Raw genomic sequence first — 21,611 nt, 5'->3', positions numbered from 1 at the left:
GTCCATTCAACGAACCCGCAGTGCATCTGTAAAATAGAAAACGGCTATAAGCACTATCTGATTAGAAGATGGAGGCAGCGTGGCCCGTTTTTCAATCACCCTCGCACAGCTTGGCTATTTTGCCGCCTGCGCCCGCACTTTGAACATGACCGCAGCCAGCCAGGAGCTGCACGTCGCCCAGTCAGCAGTTTCGAGTTCCATCACGCAGCTTGAACGAGCACTCGGCACGTCACTGTTTATTCGGCGCCATGCCAAGGGACTGGTGCTCACTCCCGCGGGTGAGCGGCTACAACAAGAAACAGCCCTGCTGTTTGATCAGCTCGACTCGATGATCGATGCCATCCAGGCCGATGCTGCCGCGCTTCGCGGCACTCTGCGCGTGGCAGTATTTGACACGCTTACCCCCACCATCCTGCCGCAGGTAATGAGCCATATCGCACGCGAGCATCCCGAACTGAGTCTGGAAGTATTTGGTGGGGATCACGAACAGAATCTGGCCGACCTACGCACCGGACGCGCGGAAGTTGCCATCACCTACGAGTTCAGTGCGGCAGACGACATCGTGACAGCACCGCTTGGCGCAATTCGTCCCTACATCATCGTTGCCGACACAAGCCGCTTCGCGAAGCGAAAACGCGTCCACCTCTCTGAACTGGTGGATGAGCCGCTTGTGTTGCTCGACCTGCCCGACAGCCGTGAGTACTTTCTTACACTCATCCGCACCGCTGGCGGCACTCCACAGATCCGCTACAAAACACCCAATTTTGAGGCGTTACGCTCCATGGTCGCCTCTGGCATGGGATATTCCATCCTCAACCAGCAGCCGGCCTTCGACACCACCTATGCTGGCCCGCGGGCTATCGCACTCGAAATCGCCGACGAGGTTCCCTCGCTTCGACTCGCAATTGCCCAGCTGCGCCAGACCCGCCCGACTGCACGCAGTCGTGCCTTCGTCGAAATTGTTCAACAGGTGCTCAAAGAATCAAACGCTAGCTAGTTTGTGGAGCGCGGGACGATAGTTCGCGTATCCGCGCTGGATGGTGATCTGATCGGCAATATATTTGGCATCGTGCCAGCATCCCCAGATGAAACTTGAACCGCGACGCGACTGCCAGGGCAGGCCGACGAAATAGATTCCCGGCTCGACCGACACGCCACGCTGCTGGAGTGGCCGCCCCTGTGCATCCACCGCGCGAGCTGGTAGCCACGAATAGTCGACCCGGAATCCAGTAGCCCAGATGATGGTAGAAATCCCGACTTTGTCGAGATCGAGCTCAAGAATTGGATGCGTAACGCAATCGGGGTCGGGCAGTATCTCGCGAGCCGATGGCTCTTCGGGGAAATCAAGACCGTTTTCGGCGATATAGGCATCAGCCTCGTCGAGCAGACTCAGGTAGTTGGCATCACCGTTACGGATGTTGCGCGCAAGATCATTAGCGAAGCGCATGACACTCCCCGCACACGATTCGGCGCGGCCCAGCAGCGTGATGCCGTCATAAGCGAGCTGGCGAAAATCAACGGTGTGCCCGCCAGCTGCACCGCTCACAGCGATAGTGACGTGTTCGGCACCCACTGCGGGGGTAGCCATCTCCCACTTCCCCAGCACACCGAGCCAGTACACAAAGTCGTGGTCTCGGTAGCGACGCGGCGGACGATCGTGCGGACCCACGGCCAGATAGGTGTCGCGGCCGGCCGCATTGAGTTCGGCGGCAATCTGCACGCCCGAGCTGCCGGCTCCGACAACGAGCACGGGCCCGGGCGGGAGCTGTTCGGAATTGCGGTATTGATTTGAGTGCAGCTGCAGGATGTGATCGCTTTGCGGCACGATCGGCGGGATCACCGGCTGCTGAAATGGACCCGTCGCGGCAACCACAAAATTGGCGTCAATAGTGCCGTCGGTGGTTTCGACGCGAAATCCACGCTCATGTTCACGCTTGGCGACGCGCGTCACCTCAACCCGCTCACGCACTGGCGCGTGAATCTGCTGCGCAAACGCTTCGAGATAGTCTGCCACTTGGTCTTTAGTGGCAAACTCATCGGGGCCGACGCTCGTGAACTCACGGGTTGGAAAGCGGTCGTGCCATACGGGCCCATTGGTCACGAGCGAATCCCACCGCACATTGCGCCAGCAGTGTGCGATCGTGTTTTTTTCAAGAACCAGATGCGGGATACCGGCGTTGGTGAGATGTTCACTCATCGCGAGGCCAGACTGTCCCGCCCCCACCACAACAACTTCAGTGCTTTCGTGCGGCATAGATGATCTCCGTTCTCTCGCTGCCGCAGCTTGCGCTGGCTTCATTGCGCAGCATGTTGTGCATGGCGGCAGCCGTCTATGTGCAAGATCAGCCAACCGCAGCACAAATGCATCTAGCAAATAGTTGTTTGCGTACTATTGCATCCAATTCAGTGATGCATCGGTGCGCTTTCGAGTGACGAACTGACGGAGCTGCAGCAGCTGTGCGAGCGTCTGCGCGAACCGTTCACGCCGGGCACTAACCTGCCAACGCGGCGCTCCCGTTTACCTGCTTGGCGGAGTCTTAGGTTAGCGGCAGAACACAGGGTCTCGGCCAGGCACCCGCTGCCGACCACGTCGAAAGGCAATCACACATGAACACTTCCGTAACGTTGCTGCCCAACATCGGAGCAGAGTTCCGTGCACCGCTCGGCAACGGAACAATCCGATTTGGTGATGACCGGTCAGCGGTCTGTGCGGTACTTGGCGACCCTGAGCCACAGGTTGAGGAACACCGCCTGACGTTCGCTGATGCATCAGTACAGGTGCATCTCGGACGCACGGGGGTTGAGTTCATTGAGTTTCACACGAATCCGCATAGCAACGGCGTCGAAGTAGAGCTCAACGGCAAGAACCTGTCCCAACTGGGCGTGGCTGACTGCACCGAATACCTGCGGGCTTGCAACAAGCTCGCACCCGTTGACGACAGTGAAGCTCCCGCTGCGTGGGTTTTTAAAGGCATCGGCCTTACCGTCTGGCAACCGTACGCGTTTGAGGATGCACAAGAAGACCTCAACCACGCTACTCAGGCTGGCCAGATCGACCCAGAAGAGCTGCAATATTTGCAAGACGAAGTCGCCCGCGCAGCTCACTTTGAGTCAATTGGCATCGGCTCACCCGAGTATATGGAGAACTAAGGCTGGTTACTTCTAAGCTGAGCCACTGTGGCGCCCAGCCCTGCGCCAGCCCAGCGCCAGCCGGCCCAGCAACAGCATCCGGCCCGCCTGCTTGCCCGTCTGTCTGCGGAATTTTGTTTCCTGCGATCAGAATTTTGGCTGCAAAAACGAGCTATCCCCCGGAAATCAGGGCCAAAACTGCGATTCTGCAGCCAGGAAACAAATCTCCTTCCTGAATTGAGGTCAGGAAACAAATTTCCTTAAGCAAGGCGAGGGCAGCCGGAGCGGGGCGAGGGCAGCCGGAGCGGCAGAGAGCTTTACCCGAACGCGGTCGCCAGCGCAATGAACAAGATGAGCAAGGCGTGCAGCTACGGCCGCACGTACGCCCAGCCCTCGAACTGCCGCTGCGCGCACAGTGCGGTCGCAGTGGGTGCGAGTTTGATGTCGCTGATCAGGTCTTCCTTAGCGATCTCACGGGCACGCACCGCGAGCGCACACAGATAGATGTGCACATTCGAGTTATCGGCAAGGGCGTTTTCAAGCTCGCTCGACCCGGCGTACGAGTGGGTCGCGCCGGTCACGCATCCGCCCTGCGCCACGATGTTCACCTGCACGTCGTCGCCGAGCACCTTGATGGCGTTGGCACCCGACTGGTACGCGCCAAACAACCGCGCCGGATCATCCGAGTTGATGTGGATCACAATGCCGCGTGTCGCGCCTGCTACCGATTCAGTCATATGCACCATCCTACGCACGGATATTCCCATCCAGCGGCCGCAAATCTCAGCCGCCTAAGCTGAGCGTCATGTCGAAACCCGTCGCACTTGTCACTGGCGCCAGCAGCGGCATCGGCCGCGCGATTGTTGCCGAGCTCGCCGCCACGCACGAGATCATCGGCCTGGGGCGCGATACCGAACGGCTCGCAAATTGCGGTGCCGACACGACACTTTCTGCCGACCTCAGTGATGCCGCGGTGTTTGCCGAAGGCGGGGCCGTCCACAAGATCGTCTCGCAGCTGCCACGATTGGATGCGCTGGTGCACTCGGCCGCGGTGGGCACGCCCGGTTGGTTCGCCGACACCGACACCGCCGAGTGGCAGCGCCAGCTGGCCACCAATTTGATCGCGCCGGCGGCACTCACGCGCCTGGCGCTGCCGCTGCTGCGCGCATCCAAGGGCACCGTGGTGTTCATCGGGTCGGGAGTTTCAATTCGTCCCGCGCGACAAATGTCGGTGTATGTCTCCACCAAGCACGCGCTCAAGGGCATGGCCGATTCGCTGCGGCTCGAGGTTGAACCGGATGCGATTCGGGTGGCGACAATCTTGCCCGGCCAGGTGGCCACCCCGATGCAGGTGGAATTGCAGGACGGCATCGGCGGCGAGTACACACCCGCTCACTATATTCAGCCGGCCACGGTTGCGAGCGCGGTGCGTTTCGCGGTGGATGCGCCACCAGAGGTGCAGATCACCGATCTTGCGATTCGCCCGCGCGCGGTGCGGTGACAGCACACCGCCCATCAGCCTGCGGCGCGGCGGCAACCACGCAAGAACCTTAGCCAGCGGTTAGCGGCCGATCGGTTTCCCAGCCATCGTGTAGCTGAGATTGCAGCTCTCCCGGGTCGTGAAGCTTCCGCGGTATTCGAACTGCAGTTGATCGTTCTTGACCGAAATCAGCACCTGTTGAAAATCGAGGTCGGCCGTCGGGTAGTCACGCTTACAAACCTCGCGCGCGTCGCTCACGATCTTGGGCAGGTTCTCCCAGCGCACATCATCAATGCCGAATTCGGTGCCGTGGATCATCTCGCTGTAGTCCGAGACGGTCATATTGGTCCACGGCCCAAATCTGCCGGGCGGGAAGGGTTCTTCGCGGCGCAATTTCCAATCCTCAACTTTTTCGAGACGCTCACTCTTCACATCGGCGCTGATTCCGTTGTCGGTCAAAGAAACCACATAGAACTTGTCGCTACCCGACCGGTCGAGAATGTCTTGCGCGCCAGCCCGCGCAATCACCGAAGATTCATAAACGGTCGTGCTCAGCTCACCTCGCTGCACGCGCTCAATCGTGTTGGTAATCGAGTCCAAGCACAGCAGCACCATGATCGCGATCCCCGCGATAAAACTAGTCCACAGTGCGGGTCGCCCCGGCGAGCGCAGTTTTGACCGCTGCGGTATTTCAACCGACCGCCAACCGGCCGACCTCACGCCCTCAACTCTGGGCCCCCGATAGCCGGGCGCATCGCCCTCGATATAGTCACGACGCACCTGCTCCCAGGGCTTCGGCTTCGGGCTGTCTTCGGGAATCACCGATGCATCCAGAACGCGAACTCTGATGACACCGCCGTTGTCAATATTCACCAGCTGTACTTGAATCACCATGCCGCGCTGCCACACGCCGGCGTCAGCGATCGGGTCGAGGTCCTCTTCAAACTGGGCGCGATACGGAGGCATATCGGGCGGGTAGACCGTCGCGGAAATCCGGTATCTGCCCTCGCTGCCGATGCTTTTCAAACCGGTGACAACGGCCGGTGCCATGCGCCGCTGTTGTCTAATGAAGAGATATCGCTTCCGACTTTCAGCCCCCTCGGATATTCCGGCTATCACGGCGATCCCTATTAGTACGGGGAGGCCGACCATAGCACTCAAGGCCAAGAGATACCACTGGCCTTCCGAGACTGCAATCAGCGAATACGTGAGCACGGCCCCGACAAAAGCAGATCCCACCAGCGCGAGTATTACGGCAAACATATCTTCACCTCTACCAATTGCGAATGAACCCTCGGTTACCTACAACCTGGTCATTCTTCCGATTGTTTAGTTCGACCACCACGGGTATAGCTCACTGCCGCTGCCCACACGAGCGGAGTGTCGATGATCGACCCGGATGCTTCCCAGGCGCGGAGCCGCTCACGCTGCCAGTCGGCAAGCGCCAGCACCGGATCATCAAATTCGTGTGCGGTATCAACTGCCAACACCAATTCGCGAAGCGGCTGCCGGTCGGTGGCCGCCTCACCAAAAAATGCGATCGCGGCGTCGGTTGGCAGCCGCCACGAAGTAGCAGTGACCAGCTCAGCACCGCAGCTCAGTGCCGCGAGCGTGAGCCCCATCGGCTCGAGATCGCGCAGTTCACTGGCCGAGCCGCAGGCGATAAGCGCGCAGCGGGGCGGCAGCTGCCACCTATCGCGCACCAGCTCCGCTGCGGTTACCGGCACATGTGGGGCGGCACCGGCGAGGTGCAGTGCCGCGCTGGCACCCGCATCCGCGGTTTCACCGCTGGTGGCGTGCCCGACATACAAAAACCGGGCCGCATCCGCCAATTGTTCGCGCAGCCAGGCGCGATCAAGATCGCGTCGCCGCGCGAGGCCAAGATAGTTTTCGGCTTCGGGGCGCAGCAGCGCACCGTGACGCAGCAGCTGCGCCAGCGGATCGTTTTCTGCCGGACGCCCGAGCACCGATCCGAGCGCCGAAGTTGGTGCCGCACCGGGCACTCGCGGATCGATCACCGCGACCACCGTCTTGCCCCGATGATTGGTGGTGCGTGCCGAGACCGTGAGCGCGGCCGGCGGTGCAAATTCGAGATTAACGAGTGAAATCAGCGGCTCAAGTTCGGGCCCGATGCGCACGAGCGCCCACGGCACTCGCGCCGTGGTGGGCGAGGGCTGGATGCGCAGCCGCGGTCGCGAGCCACGGTCGCGTTCAGCACGCAGCTGCGCAACCATTTCAACGGCAAACAGCGCCTGCCCGAGCGCCTGGCCGAGCTGTAACGAACCGTCTGGGGTTGCCAGCAAGCTCTCGGTGAGTGCTCGTTGCAGCGCTGCATCCCCGTCTTCAGCCTCGTGCGGTTCTGGCAAAAATTGCGCGAGCGCCTGCCGCAAACCTGCAACGAACTCGGGCTTGAGCCTTCCGGCTTCGACTTCATCGGGGGTGTCTTGCCAACGCCACGACCAATACAGTGTGTCAGTCTCGGTGAATTTCACCAAGAGTGTCCGTGACATTGCCAGTCCTTTCTCGTCACGCTGCCCAGTTGGGCGATGCTCTCGCAAAAACTGTGGTGCGGGTCGAATTGTTTTCGACCCGGCACCATCCCCGTTCTCTGAAGTTTCGCGCGTGCTGCTCTAGGGGCAGGTGACGCTGAACTCGAAGTCGGCCTCCTCCATCGAGGTCGGGTTGTTGAGGTCGCTGATGATGCCGGTGCCGGTGATGGTGTAAGTGTTGCCATCAACCTTGACATCAGCCGAGCCCATGCCGGCACCCTCGGCGTAAGCGACAGCGTGGCCGTCAGCATCAACAACCCCCACCGAAACCACGGTCGGGTTGTCCTTGCCGCTCAGCACCGCACCGAAGCCGGCTGCATCCGCCGCTGAATCGATCTGCGAAACCACGCCCAGCGCGTACTGGCCGCCCTGCTCCTGGCAGGCCACGACGGGGTCATCGAGAGTGATATCGGTGCCCGATACCTTGAGCGTGAACGAGCCGCCCATTGCACCGCCGCCGCTCACCTCGCTGCCAGCGTCACCGCCAGCTTCGCTGCCGGCGCTGTCGTTCGTGTCGACCTCGCTGCCAGCCTCTGCCGCAACGGCGCCATCTTCGGTCTCTGCTTCATCCGTCGCTGCACAACCGGTGAGGGCGGTGATGCCGAGGAGTGCAACTGCTGCGAACGAGAAGGTGGTCTTACGGATCATTTTGGTTTCCCTTTCCTTGTGCAGAACCCCCGTTGAGTTCTGTTGCACTCAAGGTATTTCGGCCGATTCCCTACCGATCACAAGTTTCGCGGCAAAAAGTTTCAAAAATCTTCGGCCGCCGCCTGGCGCTCGGCCGCGAGCGTGAGCGCGTCATCGTCTCCGAGCCGAGACTGTGCATAATCGCGCACGCGGTCGCGCACCGTCGCATCCTCATCACCGTCACCCGCGGCACCCACCCGGATGCGCAGCGCATCCCAATTTTGCGACCAGACTTCCGCGGCACTCAGCGGTAGCGGCAGATCGGCCGCGCCGCCCGCATCCAGTAACTCGCTGACCTCCGATTCGGGTTTGTCGAGCAGTTTCGCAACCACCGGAATACCGCTCGCGTCTGCGCCCGGCAGCAGCTCCACCAGCACGTGCAGTACGGGATCGGGGCGCGCATCCACCGACCACTGAATGGCCGTCTCGCCCGCGTCAAAAATACGTGCCGGTACGCGCTGCCACTCCAGCGGCGCGGTGCCGCTTGCGAGCGCATCCGCCGCGGTTGTTTGCGTGCCCGAAGCCGCGAGCGCGTAGTCGGCCCGCCGCGCGAGCTCGGGCGTTTCAGCCGGCAGTTCCCACTCGAAAACTGCAAAAAGTCGCTCGCCAAGGCCGCGTACAGCCGGGTCTTCGGCGGCGAGCAGCGCAGCGTAATCATCCCGCGAGTGGGCCGCGCGCACAATTTCGAGCTCGTCATCGAGACTGTCACCGGCCAACTCATCGAGGCTCGCAATCAGGGTGACGATTTCGGCCGCCAGCACGGTGTCATCCAGCGCAGGGATACCCTCGCGTTCGCTTGCCGGCCACCACGCGCGCGCCCACAGCGCCCGGCCAAGGCATTGCAATTGCACCAGCCGGTCATGATCTGGTGTGACCTCGATCTGTGCCGCGCCCTCGAGGAGTGCCAGATGCGCATCCTGCCCAAAAACCTGCCAAAACCAATCGACTTCATCGGCATCTCGCAGCGTAATCACCGGCAGCGCGCCCGGCGGCGCCATCAGCGACCACTCCAGCAGCGCTCCGGGTAGCTCCACACCGAGCCGTTCCGCACGGCTGCCGAGCGGCGCGGCGGCCGGGTTAATGAGCTGATCGAGGCCATCAAATTCACGCCGCAATAGTTGCATCGTTCCGCTCCTCGTCGTCATCCCAGCCACCAAATTGTTCAAGCGCTCGGCGCATCCGCTGCCGCTGATCGTGCAGGGTCGACCTCACAACACCCGCCAAAAGCTCAAACGCCTCACCTTCGACATCGAGGCCGAGTCGGAGCACATCACGGCCGTGCAGCCGCGTCCACAATCGCCGCAAATAGTGCCGCGAAAAATCGCGCAGGTCGGCAACCACCGGCTCTTGCTCGGGATGCACGGCATGACCGGCATGTAGGGCGCGGCGCAAATAGAGCACATACGCTTCATTGCGAGCGCGGGAAATGACCGGATGCAGGGCCTGCGGCGCTCCGGGATGCGTCGAGGCGGCGAGGGGATGCACCCAGCCGGCCACCAGCATCCCGGCAACAAATGCGGCCCCGAGGTCGACATCGCGCATCCCGAAGGCCTGGCAGCTGCGCGCAATTTCGTCATCGAGCAATTCGATATCGGCAGCAAATCCTGCGCCTTGTAGACGGCGGATGGCGGCGCGCGTGCGCACCTCAATCGGCCGGTCGAGGGCGCCGTGCCGGTCTGGTGCAATGGTCTGGTCTGGTGCAATGGTCTCTGTGCGAGCGTCCGCGAGCGCAGGTGCGGTCAGTGGCAGGGTCTGCGCCAGCGCATCCGGTGTGATTTCGCTCTCGGCTGCCCGGGCGAAGTTTTCCGCCGCATCACGCTGCACCCGCAGCGCCTCCCCCAGCGCGGTGGCGCCACCTTCACGCAGCTGCGCCCAGCCGCGGCGGGTGTCACGGCTGCGCTTGCGGTCACTGAGAGCATCCCGCGCAGCGTCGGCAAGTTCGGCGATCTCGTCACCGCTCAGCGGCGCCGACCGACCCACTGCCGTATCCCAGTGCTGCTGCAGATCGGCGGTCAGATCGGCCAGAGTTTCGGGATCGTTGAATGCCGCGCGCAGCTGTTCGGCATCGCCACCGATCGCGTGCACCTCCGAGAGCATCTCGCGACAGTGCTCGATAGCGTCATCCCCGGGAGCGCCGAGGGTGGTGGCCAGTTCATAAGCGCGTGGGAAGTAGAGCTCCTGCGCGTTGCCGGCAGTGATACCGAGCGCGCGCCGCTGTGCGCGCAGCAGGTCGTACCACTTCGACGCCACCTCGAGTCGCGGTTGTGCGGCCGCAAGCAATTCTTTTAACCGCACCATCTGTTCGGCATCCAGCACCGCGGCGCCAATTTCGGTGTTGATGCGCGGCTGCAGCACCAGCGGGTCGAGCAGGCACTTCAGCGCTCGCGCGAGCACCCGCCCCTCACGATTCGTGAACGCCGGGGCGTTGATATCAAGCTCGCGCCAGGCCAGGTTGATCGCCACGCTGCGGGCGCACCGATCCATTCGTGTTCGCCTCCATATTTGTGCGGCTTCGCCAGTGGCCCAATATCTTAAGCCAGCGAGATTTCGCCTGGCTCTGCCACACTGGCAGGCATGCTCGAATTTGATGCGGCCGCCATCCGGGTGCGCGACACGCTGCTGATCGCATCCCAAAAGCTGTTCGCGGGCGATCCCGGTTGGCGAGTGCACTTCGACGAGGCGACCAGCGCCGCGCAGCAGTGCACCGACACGGTTTCGCGCAATGACGCAGCGATCCGCATTCACCAGTTCAGCCAGGGGCTCGCCCTCAACGCGGGCAACACCGATGCCGCACTCGAACACCTGAACCAGGTGCTGCCGCTGCTCGATCAGCAGCTCGAACTCGGCGATAACCCGGCCCGCAATAACGACCACCGCTGGGGTGTATACATCGCCCGCTGCACTGTCTACCAGCGGCGCAGCGATCTCGACCGGGCCGCAGCCGACGCCCAGCAAGCGATGGACCTCGCCCCCAACACGCTCTCGCCAAAAGACCATGTCGCTGCCAGCTACATGTCGCTGGGGGCGGTCGAAATCATGCGCGGCAACTATGCCGCAGCGGTACAGCACTATCAGCAGGCCGTGGATGCCAGCCGCGACATGCCAAACCTGCTGCCCGACACTGTGCTGGGACTCGCTCAAGCACAGGCGCAGCTGGGGCTCGTCGACGAATCCACCGCATCCCTCGCCCGACTCGAAGCCCTGTTGGTGGGCGCGCCAGAAAATATTGATCTGCGCGCACAAATGCTGCAATTGCGCAGCTACATCGAGCTCGCGCGCAATAAGCGCGAGCGCACACCCGACGGGTTCAGCACCAAAACGCGGGCCGGCATTGAAGCCCACCGGCAATACTCCGAACACATCCTTCGACACGGCGAACATCTCGACTACGCGCACCTCACCGCGGCCGCCAGCGTGCGCGCCATTGCCCACCACTCCGAAGCCGACTATCACACCGCGGTGCGCGAAGCCGAAATGGCGCTGGCGCACGCCCGCAGCAACCACGATGCCAGCGGCGAAATGTTCGCGCTGATGCAGCTGGCCACGATCCGGCAAGACCTGGCGCTGTCGACTGGCGAACAACAACATCACAACACCTCCCTCAACTATCTCGAACAGGCTCATGAACTCGCGGCGCGCATCCGTCAGCCGCTCATCATGGCCGGTAACGACACCGAATACGCGCGCTATATCAGTCAGTGGTACGGAACCGACAACTATTACGCGCTGCCCCTGCTTGACGCAGCGATGCATCGTGCCAGCCGCGCGGCCGTGTACCTCCACATCCGCATGTTTGACGGTTCACTGGCCGCCGAACGCCGCAGCTACGCCGCGCAATATGCCAGCGATGCGTTCGAGGTTGCCGCGCAACTCGCATTCGGCACCGGGAACAAACGCATCGTCGCTGAGCTGATTGAGCTGCGCGCCAGCGGCGCCGTGTTCAGTAGCGAAACGGCCGCTCATTCGACGGAACTGCTCGTCACGACGGCCCCGCCGCTGCTGTTCGCACCGGGTGAGGTCGTGCTTGCATCCGCCTTCGCCGATGCGAACACGACCTATGGGCTGCCAATTGACGAACGTGAGCCGGTACCGACCTGGTAGGCCCTACCGGAGCGGTGGCCGCTCTCTGGGGGGCGATTTCTGGAACACCGGCTTGCCGCGCGGCTCCCAATCGAAGTCGTCATTAACTGCATCCCCTGGTAACGGATGCTGGCGGGCTGTAGCTCACCTGAATCGCCCGCCACCGGCGCTTGTTACGGGCAAACGGGCCGGCATCGTTGATGCGGTTCATCTCAGCCTCGGGTGCGAAATATTCCGCTGGGCGTTGTGGTTTTTCGGTACGCTTTTTCGCCTGCAAAGGCCCATAGTTGCTCCTGACGCGTGATCGTGTGGTGGCGGGCAAATATGCCAAGTTTCAAGGATGCTAAGGCAGCAATGCCTACCTGTGATCGGTAGTAGTCAAAGTGGATTACTCTGCTTGGCGAATGGGCACGAATGTCTAGCCGTGCACCATGGAATTGGGAGAATAAATGACCTGGTTTTGGATTGCGCTCGGCGCGCTCTCGATCGGTATCGGCATCATATTTTTTGTCGGGTTTTTACGGTTGCGCAGCTGGGAACCGGTTATGGGCGAGGTTATTTCAAACCTCGAGGACACCACCGGGGACGGCTCTCTCATGTGGCAACCGGTGTTCGAGCTCACCGATGAGTCGGGTCGAACGCATACGGCAACCGCGAATTTTTCTCGATCGCATCCCTACGAAATTGGTGAGCAGATGCCGCTGCTCGCCCACCCCGATGATTATTCAAGGCTCTCAATCGTCAGCATCAAAGTTTTTTTGATCGGGGCTGGCGTGTTTTTTGCCGTCGGTGCCGCGTTACTGGTGTTCGCTGCACTCGGCTGGTAGTGGTCCGCTGGTAGCGGTCGGTTCGGGATGCTGTTGGTGATGCTCGACGCCGGCCCGGTAACTGAGTTTTAGTTTTCATCGACCCTGCCGATTTGCTCATGCATCCGCTTGTTGCGGTGCTTTCGCATCCGAATGGGTTGGCAACAAACCGGTTTCAGTCGCACACCTCGCGACGGATTTCAGGCACCCCGCCGACATTTCAAATTGGTACGGTGCCACCGACCCCGAGTCAATCAATATCGAGGAGTGACGATGACCGAACTGCTTGCTGGCCGCACCGCTCTGGTGACCGGAGGAACCACCGGAATCGGCCGAGGAATTTCTGAAGTGCTCGCATCCCACGGCGCCAAAGTTGCGGTGACCGGACTTACCGAAGAAGAGTGCGCGGATGCCCGTGCCGCGGGCTTCGAGGCTTACGTGCTGGATGTGCGCGACCGCGAGGCCTGCGTGCGCGTGGTTGACGAGGTGGTCGCCAAGTTCGGTGGCCTTTCGGTGCTCGCCGCGAACGCCGGGGTGTACCCGCAGACTCGGCTTGCCGAACTGGATGACGATGAAATTGACTTCATCTTCGATGTCAACGTCAAGGGCACGATGCACATGGTGCAGGCCGCGACTCCGGCACTGCGCGAATCGGGCCGTGGCCGCGTGGTGGTGACCTCGTCGATCACCGGTAATTTCACCGGCTACCCGGGGTGGGCGCACTACGGTGCCACGAAGGCGGCGCAGATGGGATTCATCCGCTCGGCGGCGATGGAGCTCGCCGGCGACAAGATCACGATCAACGCGGTGCTGCCCGGCAATATTGTGACGCCCGGTTTGAAGGCGCTCGGTGACGACTACCTCGCCGAAATGGCGAAGGCAGTGCCGCTGGGAATGCTTGGCGAACCGAACGACATCGGTGAGGCCGTGGCGTTCCTCGCCTCTGATGGTGCTCGCTATGTGACCGGCCAGTCGATTGTGGTGGATGGCGGCCAGATCCTCCCCGAGGGGCCGGACGCGCTGGAAGCGATGTAGCCGCGCGCTCGCGCTGCCCGCGGGCATCCCCTCGCCCTCTCCCCCCTCTTCCCCGGCAAGTGACCCTCTTATTACCAAATGACCCTGCAACAGGAGGGTCACTTGTTTGCTAACAGGGTCACTTGCCGCGGATGCGGGCGGAGATGCAGGGGATGCAGGATGCGGGATACAAAAATGCCCCGGCACCTGATGATGGTGCCGGGGCATCCGATGCGCGCCCGAAGGGACTCGAACCCCTAACCTTCTGATCCGTAGTCAGATGCTCTATCCATTGAGCTACGGGCGCAGCTGCCATTTCCCGCCGTGCGGGCGACTTAGCTAAGTTAGCACAGACTTCGGCGCGGAATCAAGCCGCGCCCGGCGGAGTAGATTAGACCGTGTGAGTGACTCGATTCCCGGCTTTTCTGAGACAGGCACGACCTGGTTGGGACATCGCCGCGGCTCGCGGCACTACCTGCGCATCCAACTGGCCATGCTGCTCGCCGGCATCGCCACCTTCGCGCAGCTCTATGCTCCCCAGGCGGTGCTGCCCCAGATCGCGCAGGCGTTCGAGGTTTCGCTGGCCGAATCATCACTGATGGTGTCAATGGGCACCGGCGGGCTCGCCCTCGCAACGGTCCCCTGGTCGCTGGTCGCCGACCGCATCGGCCGCAAACGCACCATCACCATCGCCGTGACCGCAGCCACAGTGCTCGGCATCATCGTGACCCTCATGCCCACTTTCGAGCTGGCGCTCGCGGCGCGACTGCTCGAGGGCTTTGCACTCGGCGGCGTTCCCGCGGTGGCGATGGCCTACATCAACGAAGAAATTCACCAGCTGGATGCGGCCGCTGCGGTGGGCACTTTCATCGCCGGTAATACAGTCGGTGGCCTTTCGGGTCGCATTATTTCTGGGCCGGTGGGTGATTTCACCGGATCGTGGCAGGCGGGTTTTCTCGCGATCTCGGTGATGTCGGTGCTCACTGCCACACTCTTTGTCGTTTTGGCGCCGTCACCGCACGGGTTCCAGCCCATCGGTGCGCAGGGTGTGACGATCAAACAGTCGATCGTTGGCACACTGCGCAACTCGGCACGCCACCTCACCGATCCGGTGCTGCTGGCGCTCTATCTGCAGCCATTCATGATGATGGGTGGTTTTGTTGCGCTCTACAACTATCTCGGCTCGCACCTCACCGCTCCGCCCTATTTGTTGCCAGTGTGGGTGTCATCGTTCGTGTTTCTCGCCTATTTGGCGGGGACGTTCTCGTCGCCCATCGCCGGCCGGTTGGCGGGCAAATACGGCCGCAAAATCGTGATGCTCATCAGTGACGCCATCGCCATGGCCGCACTCCTCCTGCTGCTGGTGCCGTCGCTTGCTGTTTCGATCGGCGCGCTGATCGTGTTTACCGCCGCGTTCTTTGGCGCGCATTCCACCGCATCCGGGTGGGCGGGTGCGCATCCCAAAATTGGCCGGGCGCAGTCGACCGCGCTGTATAACTTCAGCTACTACATCGGCTCGAGTGTGTTCGGCTTCGTGGGCGGCCTGTTCTACCAATCGCTCGGATGGCCGGCGTTAATTGGGATGATCGTGACAATTTTTGTAATCGCCACGACAGTTGCCGTGATCGTGCTGCCACGCAAAAAACTGCCGCCCCGCGCATCGAAACGATAGTCGATTCGCACGACCGAGTGGCGAGACGGCCACGAACGTTTCCGACTCTTGTCCCGTGCACCAAGTGACCCTGTTAGTGCCAAATGACCCTCCTATAACAGGGTCACTTAGCAGTTACAGGGTCATTTGGTCATAGTTGGGGCCTGTGCTGGCGGAGTCGCTGCGTTAACAGGGTCACTTGGCGATAGGGGGCACTTGAGGGCGGGGATGCGACTACACCTTCGTAGATTGCGCCCATTTTGCGCTCACCAGGGCGAACGAGAGAAAACAAGTACCCCCGACCTCCGCATGATTGCAACGGGGTCGGGGGGGGGCTTGAGTCTGGCGGACACGGTGGGATTCGAACCCACGGTCCCACTAACGCGGGACTCCACCTTAGCAGGGTGGCCGATTCGGCCGCTCTCGCACGTGTCCAGACTTGCCTAGTGTACACGCTCACCACAGTCATTGGCACAAGACCGCAGCACAGTCACACTCCGAGCCCCAATGCCCGCTGCCTAGCCGCGAGCACAAAAGCGCGACGTTAGAAGACACTAGAAGACACTAGAAGATCGAGTCGGAGTTTGAGCAGCGCACATCGTCGGCGGTCTGCCCGGTCAGCGTAGGCCCGGTATCAGGCGTGGCCTCACCGCTGCTCTCAGGCTCGCCCTCGCCGGCTGCGGGGTCTTCCGGTCCCGCAGCCTCACCTTCAGCATCAGTTTCACCCTCAACACCGGCCTCGCCCTCAGCACCGGCCTCGCCCTCGGACGCCGCGTCCGTTTCGCCGGCGGCCTCCGACCCCTTCGGCACCACATTCGGCGAACGGTCATTGCGCAGCAGCTCCCAAAGCGCCTCACTGGCGTACTCATCGGGCACCACACGGTTCGCGTCATAGTCCGAAGTCACCACGGGAAGCTGCACGAAGCTGATCTGGTCGAGCGGCACCTCCGACAGCGCGAAAGCAATCTGCACCATCACATCCACATTGTTCAGGTTGCTCGAAAGCACCATATTTTGTGTTGCCGCGCGCGCAATTCCATAGAGCTTCGTCGGGTCGGTGAGAGTGTCGCTGCTCTTGAGCGTGCGCATCAGCGCCGAGAGGAACACCTGCTGGTTCGAGATGCGCGACAGGTCACTCCCGTCGCCCACGCCGTGGCGGGTGCGCAGGAAAGCCAGTGCATCCGCGCCCTTGAGCGTGTGATAGCCGGCATCAAGCTGCAGCCCGATATAGGGGTCGTCGATGGGCTGCTCAACACACACCTCGACGCCACCCACCGCGTTCGACATCTCGATAACGCCGCGGAATTTCACCATGGCCGCAAACTGAATGTCCAGTCCGCTCATGTTTTCAACTGTCGAAATAACGCAGTTCATGCCACCGCTACCGAGCAGCGAGTTGAACTGCACACCGTACTGTTCGGGAATCTCTTCGCCCTCGTCACTGATGCACGTGGGGGTATCGACGAGCGTGTCGCGAGGGATGGACACCACGGTTGCGTGCTTATGGTCCGCCGACAAGTGCAGGATCATCGTGACGTCGTTGAGCACACCCTCGGCGTCCTCAGTTCCCTCGCCAAATTCAGCACCCTGCCCGGTGCGGTCGTCACTTCCAACCAGCAGGAAGTTCACACCGCCCTCGATCGCAGCGAGGTCTTTGGCGGGCGCTTCTTCGGCGATCTCGAAGGTCTCAACTCCGGAGCGCAGATTGGTGTAGACAATCGCACCAAACACGAGCACCGACACCAATGCGGTGCCCAGCAGCATCGCCAACCCTTTTGCGAGGGATGCGGCGGCTCCGGTCTGCCGCAGCCGCCCGTGCCGCGCCATTGTCGCAGCTCGGCGCCCCCGACGAGGCGCTATGGCGCGATCGAAATCTGATTCCACTCGGCGGCGCTTCCCTCGGTGCGATTGCTATTGGTCTGTGCGGAGGGCGTGGGATTCGAACCCACGGGACATTACTGCCCACTGGTTTTCAAGACCAGCTCCATCGGCCGCTCGGACAGCCCTCCAGTCGATTTGCACCGGTTGGCGCAAGTCGATTTGTACATCCTACTCGACGTTTCGTGATAAAAACGAGACATTCTGAAAAATGCCAGCTCAGCACCCCAAACTCGGGATGCTTTCGAGCTTCTTTGCGAGCCCCTCATGGTTGAAATCGGCGGTAATTTCATTACCCGCATCGATCACTTCCTGTGGCGCCCCGCCCATCACAATCGCCCGGCCGCCACCGGTTTTCGCCCACTCAAGCATCTCAATGTCGTTGCGACCATCACCGGCCACAAACACCGACTCGCGTGGGATGTCGAGCTGCTGCCGCACGCGTTCAAGCGCCACACCCTTATTGACGCCGAACGGCGCAATATCGAGCCAGGCTGTCCATCCCACCGAGTAGCTCACCGAGTGCAGACCGACCTTTTCGACCTGGGCGAGAAATTCCTCGGTGGTCTGGTCGAACGAAACCACGACCATACGGGTGACCTGCTGGTGCAGCAGCTCTTCAAACTCAACCTGTTTTCCCTGCGCCTCGAACGACCCCTCGGGGAAGGTGCCCGCGTAGCGAAACACCCCGTCTGGCCCCTCCACCGCATAGTTCGCACCCGACAGCACGGAACGCAGTGAGAGCAGTGTCTCGGTGGGGTCGAAGGTTTCGACCCATTCGGCGCGATAGTTGCCGGATGCATCCCGTTTCAGTGTCATCGCGCCGTTTGCCGACACGATGTAGTCGGAGCTGATCCCAAGACGTTCTGCCACCGGCAGCGTGTCGGATGGGGAGCGTCCGGTGGCGAGCATCACCTCGTGACCCGAATCGCGCAGGCGCGCAACTTCACGGTGCGTTTCGTCGGGTATTCGACCCGACGAATCAAGAATCGTGCCGTCGATATCGAGGGCAATCAGCATCCGTCCGGTCGTCATCGCGCTACGCCTCCGGTTCGATAATTTCCAGGCCGCCCAGGTAGGGACGCAGCGCTTCGGGCACTGTCACCGAGCCGTCGGCGCGCTGATGCGTTTCGAGCAGCGCCACCAGCCAGCGCGTGGTGGCGAGCGTGCCGTTCAGCGTTGCCACCGGCTGCGTGCGGCCGCTCTCGCTGCGGAAACGCGTGTTGAGGCGGCGTGCCTGGAACGTGGTGCAGTTTGAGGTCGAGGTGAGTTCGCGGAAGGTTTCCTGCGTGGGCACCCACGCTTCGACGTCATATTTGCGAGCTGCTGACGAACCCAGGTCGCCGGCGGCGGTGTCGATTACGCGGTAGTGCAGCCCGAGCGCGTTCATCATCCATTCCTGCCAGCCCAGCAGCCGCTCGTGTTCGACCTGCGCGATCTCGGGGTCAGCGTAGACAAACATTTCGAGCTTGTTGAACTGGTGTACGCGAATGATGCCGCGGGTGTCTTTACCGGCCGATCCCGCTTCGGAGCGGTAGCAGGTCGACCAGCCCACATAGCGCAGCGGTTCGGTCACATCGATGATTTCGGCGGCGTGGTAGCCCGCGAGCGCCACCTCGCTGGTGCCGGTGAGGTAGAGGTCTTGGCGTTCGAGCAGGTACACCTCGTCGGCGTGTTCGCCGAGGAATCCGGTGCCCTGCATGATTTCGGGTTTTACGAGAGTGGGCGGGGTGAGCATCACGAAGCCTTCTTCGAGTGCTTTGTTCAGCCCCAGCTGCATGATGGCGAGTTCGAGTCGGGCGCCGATGCCGCGCAAAAAGTGGAATCGTGAGCCCGATACTTTGGCGCCGCGCGCCATATCGATACCGCCGATGAGCTCACCAATTTCGAGGTGGTCGCGCGGTGTGAAATCAAAGGTCGGGCGTTCGCCGACAGTTTTTAGCACGGTGAAATTGTCTTCGCCACCTGCTGGCACGCCGTCGGCGACGAGGTTTTCGATGCGGGCGGCTGCGGCGGTGAACTCGTTCTCGGCGGCGGTCACCTCGGCCTGCGCCTGTTTCACCTGTTCAGAGAGCTCTTTTACCTCGGCGAGCAGGGCCGGGCGTTCTTCTTTGGCGGCTTTACCGATGGCTTTCGAGCGTGCATTCTGTTCGGCGCGCAGCGTTTCAAAGTTTCGAATCGCTTCGCGTCGACGGGTGTCGGCAGCCAGGGCGGCGTCTACCGTCGCTTCGTCATTACCTCGTGCGCGCTGGGATGCACGCACAATTTCGGGCTGGTCACGCAGAATTTGAACATCGATCACCTCGCCATCGTACTTGGCGCGTAAACTCGCCAAGTGAACGGGACCGCTGAACCTGAGCTGAGGAGTCACCGTGCGCGCCGCAATTATTTTTAACCCCACCAAAATCGATGAGTCGGAGCTTTCTGCTGCGCTACTGCCGGCCGAGCGCGCCAACGACTACGCATCCTCAAAAATCATTCCCACCCAACCCGACTATTCGGCAACCGAAGCCGCGGCAGACGCGATTGCGGATGGTGCCGACCTCATCATCGCCTGCGGCGGCGATGGCACGGTACGCGAGACAGCCGCGGCGCTTGCCGAAACGAAGTCGCCGGTGGCACTGGGCATTGTGCCGCTGGGCACTGGCAATCTGCTCGCACGCAATCTCGATATCGACCCACGCCAGCCGCTACAAACTCATTTCGAAATCGCTTTCGGCGGCACCACACGCTCGCTCGACGCCTGCGAGCTCACCGCGACGCTCGATGACGGCAACCGGGTTCGTGAGTGGTTCATGGTGATGGCGGGGATGGGCATCGATGCCGGCATGATTCAGTTCACCGACGAAGACAAAAAGCAGCGTTTCGGCTGGCTCGCGTATCTCGGTGGGGTTGCCCGCACGCTTCGCAAACAGCCGATGTTCACCGCCCGCTACCGCGTGGATTCGGAGCCCACTTATGGGGTGCGGGCCTCATCGATGCTGCTGCTCAATTGTGGCCAGTTGCAGGGCGGAATCACGCTCGCACCCGATGCCACCTTTGATGACGGGATGCTCGATGTGGTGATCGTGCGACCGCGTGGCCCGCTGGGCTGGCTCGAGCTGCTCGGCCAGGGGATGCTGCGGAGTATTTCGACGGTCGTGCCGCCGCTGCGCGAAATTTTGTTGGAGTCGGATGCTGAAAAGCAGGTGGCGCGACGCGATAGCGGCAACCGTGCCATCACCGGTGCGCAGGGCGCGGGCGTTTCGTTCGCCGTTGATTCAGATGCCGAACCGTTCCAGCTGGATGGGGACCTGCTTGGTCGGGTGCGCGACGGTTTGGTGGTGGTGCATCACGATGCACTCAACGTGCGGGCGCCCGCCGCCGATGAAACCGCGCGCCTGGTTTTTGGGTTGCGCGGCCGTGTGGCGCGCTAGCTGTCGAGCCCTGCCACCCATTTTTCGGCCTCGGCAAAATTTTCGTCTGAGTGGGCCCGGTTGATTTCCACGCGCGAGGCCACTGCTCGCGGGTATGAGCCGAGGAAGGTGACGCGCGGGCTGAATCGTCGCAGCCCCAAAAGTGCCTCGTGTACGCGCGCATCGTGCAGGTGCCCGTCGAGGTCGATCACGAAGCGGTAGCGACCGGGCTGATCGGGCAGTGGTCGCGAGGTGATCATTGACAGGTTGACGCCGCGGGTGGCGAACTGTTCGAGCATCGACATCAACCCGCCGGGCCGCTCTTCGGGAAGCTCGACGATCAGGCTGGTCTTGTCATTCCCGGTGCGAGCCGGCACATCGGTGCGGGTGGTGACCATCACAAAGCGGGTGAAGGCGTTTTGATTGTCTTGAATATCGCCGTGGAGCAGTTCGACATCGACGTGTTCCGTGATCGTCATCGGGGTGATGGCGGCATCGATGCGGTTGGTTTCGTCAATGAGATCGTGGGCGCTTGCCACATTTGATACGGCGACGATGTGTTCGTGGCCGGGTGCGTTGCGCTGCAGCCAGCGGCGGCACTGGCCGTAGGCAACCGGATGCGCGGCGATGCGGTGAATCTGGCCAGGTGCGGTTCCGTGTCGAACGGCCAGGCCAAAGCGGATGGGCACCACATATTCGCCCGAGATGCGCAGCTTTGGAAGCGTGGCCAGGGCATCCTGGGATGCGGTCACGCCACCCTCGATCGAGTTTTCGAGCGCGATCATCGCCGCCACCGACCGCCCGGTGCGCACGTCTTCGAGCGCTTCGAGCACATTGGTTACCGGTTTCCAGTGTTTACCCACCGCGTCGGGTGCGAGTTTGAGGGCGGCTTCAGTGAAGGTGCCGGCGGGGCCGAGGAACGAGATCGTCTCCATGCATCCA

At 61.8% G+C, this 21,611-nt stretch carries 19 protein-coding genes and 3 tRNA genes; 8 read left to right on the top strand and 14 right to left on the bottom strand.

Annotation, left to right across the window (positions count from 1 at the left end):
- Positions 1–79: 79 nt before the first annotated feature.
- The gene (locus PV375_RS09945) at positions 80–997 is read left to right on the top strand and encodes a LysR substrate-binding domain-containing protein (RefSeq protein ID WP_332107172.1); all 918 of its coding nucleotides are present in this window, start codon (positions 80–82) and stop codon (positions 995–997) included.
- Here the strand turns inward: PV375_RS09945 and PV375_RS09940 are convergent.
- Positions 983–2,254 carry a flavin-containing monooxygenase gene (locus PV375_RS09940; protein ID WP_332107171.1) on the bottom strand — a complete coding sequence of 424 codons (1,272 nt, stop codon included), beginning with the start codon at positions 2,252–2,254 and terminating at the stop codon, positions 983–985. The genes PV375_RS09945 and PV375_RS09940 overlap by 15 nt on opposite strands.
- Positions 2,255–2,607: 353 nt before the next feature.
- Between PV375_RS09940 and PV375_RS09935 the strand changes: the two genes are divergently transcribed.
- Positions 2,608–3,150, top strand: a complete 543-nt coding sequence (locus PV375_RS09935; protein ID WP_332107170.1) for a hypothetical protein — start codon at positions 2,608–2,610, stop codon at positions 3,148–3,150.
- A gap of 347 nt (positions 3,151–3,497) precedes the next feature.
- Here the strand turns inward: PV375_RS09935 and PV375_RS09930 are convergent, their stop codons facing one another.
- Positions 3,498–3,866, bottom strand: coding sequence for a DsrE family protein (locus tag PV375_RS09930; RefSeq protein ID WP_332107169.1), 369 nt, complete (start codon positions 3,864–3,866; stop codon positions 3,498–3,500).
- Between the two features lie 68 nt (positions 3,867–3,934).
- Here PV375_RS09930 and PV375_RS09925 point away from each other — a divergent pair, with 68 nt between their 5' ends.
- Entirely contained in the window at positions 3,935–4,630 is a 696-nt protein-coding gene (locus tag PV375_RS09925; protein ID WP_332107168.1) for an SDR family oxidoreductase, read from the top strand.
- 60 nt (positions 4,631–4,690) lie between these two features.
- Here PV375_RS09925 and PV375_RS09920 read toward each other — a convergent pair whose 3' ends face one another.
- From PV375_RS09920 to PV375_RS09900, 5 genes are all read right to left on the bottom strand, one after another.
- Entirely contained in the window at positions 4,691–5,659 is a 969-nt protein-coding gene (locus PV375_RS09920) for a hypothetical protein (RefSeq protein ID WP_332107167.1), read from the bottom strand.
- A gap of 263 nt (positions 5,660–5,922) precedes the next feature.
- Positions 5,923–7,119, bottom strand: a complete 1,197-nt coding sequence (locus PV375_RS09915; RefSeq protein ID WP_332107166.1) for a CHAT domain-containing protein — start codon at positions 7,117–7,119, stop codon at positions 5,923–5,925.
- A 120-nt stretch (positions 7,120–7,239) separates the two neighbouring features.
- Entirely contained in the window at positions 7,240–7,806 is a 567-nt protein-coding gene (locus tag PV375_RS09910) for a lipoprotein LpqH (RefSeq protein ID WP_332107165.1), read from the bottom strand.
- 101 nt (positions 7,807–7,907) lie between these two features.
- A complete protein-coding gene (locus PV375_RS09905; protein WP_332107164.1) occupies positions 7,908–8,969 on the bottom strand; it encodes a hypothetical protein in 1,062 nt (353 codons plus the stop codon).
- On the bottom strand, positions 8,950–10,308 hold the full coding sequence (locus PV375_RS09900) for a hypothetical protein (RefSeq protein WP_332107163.1): 1,359 nt from the start codon (positions 10,306–10,308) through the stop codon (positions 8,950–8,952). Before PV375_RS09900 ends, PV375_RS09905 begins: the two co-directional genes overlap by 20 nt.
- 111 nt (positions 10,309–10,419) lie before the next feature.
- Here PV375_RS09900 and PV375_RS09895 point away from each other — a divergent pair, with 111 nt between their 5' ends.
- From PV375_RS09895 to fabG, 3 genes are all read left to right on the top strand, one after another.
- Positions 10,420–11,946: a tetratricopeptide repeat protein gene (locus PV375_RS09895; RefSeq protein ID WP_332107162.1), complete on the top strand. Its 1,527-nt coding sequence runs from the start codon at positions 10,420–10,422 to the stop codon at positions 11,944–11,946.
- A gap of 428 nt (positions 11,947–12,374) precedes the next feature.
- Entirely contained in the window at positions 12,375–12,752 is a 378-nt protein-coding gene (locus PV375_RS09890) for a DUF3592 domain-containing protein (RefSeq protein WP_332107161.1), read from the top strand.
- Between the two features lie 252 nt (positions 12,753–13,004).
- Entirely contained in the window at positions 13,005–13,766 is a 762-nt protein-coding gene (gene fabG / locus PV375_RS09885) for a 3-oxoacyl-ACP reductase FabG (RefSeq protein WP_332107160.1), read from the top strand.
- A 213-nt stretch (positions 13,767–13,979) separates the two neighbouring features.
- Here fabG and PV375_RS09880 read toward each other — a convergent pair.
- Positions 13,980–14,052, bottom strand: a tRNA-Arg gene (locus PV375_RS09880).
- Between the two features lie 93 nt (positions 14,053–14,145).
- Here PV375_RS09880 and PV375_RS09875 point away from each other — a divergent pair.
- Positions 14,146–15,417: an MFS transporter gene (locus PV375_RS09875; RefSeq protein ID WP_332107159.1), complete on the top strand. Its 1,272-nt coding sequence runs from the start codon at positions 14,146–14,148 to the stop codon at positions 15,415–15,417.
- A 322-nt stretch (positions 15,418–15,739) separates the two neighbouring features.
- Here the strand turns inward: PV375_RS09875 and PV375_RS09870 are convergent.
- The 5 genes from PV375_RS09870 to serS all read right to left on the bottom strand — a co-directional run bounded on the left by PV375_RS09870 (position 15,740) and on the right by serS (position 19,576).
- A tRNA-Ser gene (locus tag PV375_RS09870) sits at positions 15,740–15,831 on the bottom strand.
- 129 nt (positions 15,832–15,960) lie between these two features.
- Complete coding sequence (locus PV375_RS09865) at positions 15,961–17,223, bottom strand: LCP family protein (protein WP_332107158.1); 1,263 nt, start codon at positions 17,221–17,223, stop codon at positions 15,961–15,963.
- A gap of 97 nt (positions 17,224–17,320) precedes the next feature.
- Positions 17,321–17,405: transfer RNA gene (locus PV375_RS09860), tRNA-Ser, on the bottom strand.
- Positions 17,406–17,493: 88 nt separating this feature from the next.
- Entirely contained in the window at positions 17,494–18,309 is an 816-nt protein-coding gene (locus PV375_RS09855; RefSeq protein WP_332107157.1) for an HAD family hydrolase, read from the bottom strand.
- Between the two features lie 4 nt (positions 18,310–18,313).
- Positions 18,314–19,576: a serine--tRNA ligase gene (gene serS / locus PV375_RS09850; protein WP_332107156.1), complete on the bottom strand. Its 1,263-nt coding sequence runs from the start codon at positions 19,574–19,576 to the stop codon at positions 18,314–18,316.
- A 70-nt stretch (positions 19,577–19,646) separates the two neighbouring features.
- Between serS and PV375_RS09845 the strand changes: the two genes are divergently transcribed.
- Positions 19,647–20,690, top strand: coding sequence for a diacylglycerol/lipid kinase family protein (locus tag PV375_RS09845; RefSeq protein WP_332107155.1), 1,044 nt, complete (start codon positions 19,647–19,649; stop codon positions 20,688–20,690).
- Here the strand turns inward: PV375_RS09845 and pheA are convergent.
- On the bottom strand, positions 20,687–21,604 hold the full coding sequence (gene pheA / locus PV375_RS09840; protein WP_332107154.1) for a prephenate dehydratase: 918 nt from the start codon (positions 21,602–21,604) through the stop codon (positions 20,687–20,689). The genes PV375_RS09845 and pheA overlap by 4 nt on opposite strands.
- Between the last annotated feature and the right edge of the window lie 7 nt (positions 21,605–21,611).

Source organism: Gulosibacter sp. GYB002, from assembly GCF_036577665.1.
In the GTDB taxonomy this organism is placed as follows: domain Bacteria; phylum Actinomycetota; class Actinomycetes; order Actinomycetales; family Microbacteriaceae; genus Gulosibacter; species Gulosibacter hominis.
This window is presented reverse-complemented; position numbering and strand designations above follow the sequence as displayed.

What these genes read in the sequence shown, in the direction of transcription:
- PV375_RS09940 (WP_332107171.1), bottom strand. Translation starts at nt 2,254, where the DNA reads ATGCCGCACGAAAGCACTGAAGTTGTTGTGGTGGGGGCGGGACAGTCT.
- PV375_RS09935 (WP_332107170.1), top strand. Translation starts at nt 2,608, where the DNA reads ATGAACACTTCCGTAACGTTGCTGCCCAACATCGGAGCAGAGTTCCGT.
- PV375_RS09930 (WP_332107169.1), bottom strand. Translation starts at nt 3,866, where the DNA reads ATGACTGAATCGGTAGCAGGCGCGACACGCGGCATTGTGATCCACATC.
- PV375_RS09925 (WP_332107168.1), top strand. Translation starts at nt 3,935, where the DNA reads ATGTCGAAACCCGTCGCACTTGTCACTGGCGCCAGCAGCGGCATCGGC.
- PV375_RS09920 (WP_332107167.1), bottom strand. Translation starts at nt 5,659, where the DNA reads ATGGCACCGGCCGTTGTCACCGGTTTGAAAAGCATCGGCAGCGAGGGC.
- PV375_RS09915 (WP_332107166.1), bottom strand. Translation starts at nt 7,119, where the DNA reads ATGTCACGGACACTCTTGGTGAAATTCACCGAGACTGACACACTGTAT.
- PV375_RS09910 (WP_332107165.1), bottom strand. Translation starts at nt 7,806, where the DNA reads ATGATCCGTAAGACCACCTTCTCGTTCGCAGCAGTTGCACTCCTCGGC.
- PV375_RS09905 (WP_332107164.1), bottom strand. Translation starts at nt 8,969, where the DNA reads ATGCAACTATTGCGGCGTGAATTTGATGGCCTCGATCAGCTCATTAAC.
- PV375_RS09895 (WP_332107162.1), top strand. Translation starts at nt 10,420, where the DNA reads ATGCTCGAATTTGATGCGGCCGCCATCCGGGTGCGCGACACGCTGCTG.
- PV375_RS09890 (WP_332107161.1), top strand. Translation starts at nt 12,375, where the DNA reads ATGACCTGGTTTTGGATTGCGCTCGGCGCGCTCTCGATCGGTATCGGC.
- fabG (WP_332107160.1), top strand. Translation starts at nt 13,005, where the DNA reads ATGACCGAACTGCTTGCTGGCCGCACCGCTCTGGTGACCGGAGGAACC.
- PV375_RS09865 (WP_332107158.1), bottom strand. Translation starts at nt 17,223, where the DNA reads ATGGCGCGGCACGGGCGGCTGCGGCAGACCGGAGCCGCCGCATCCCTC.
- PV375_RS09855 (WP_332107157.1), bottom strand. Translation starts at nt 18,309, where the DNA reads ATGACGACCGGACGGATGCTGATTGCCCTCGATATCGACGGCACGATT.
- pheA (WP_332107154.1), bottom strand. Translation starts at nt 21,604, where the DNA reads ATGGAGACGATCTCGTTCCTCGGCCCCGCCGGCACCTTCACTGAAGCC.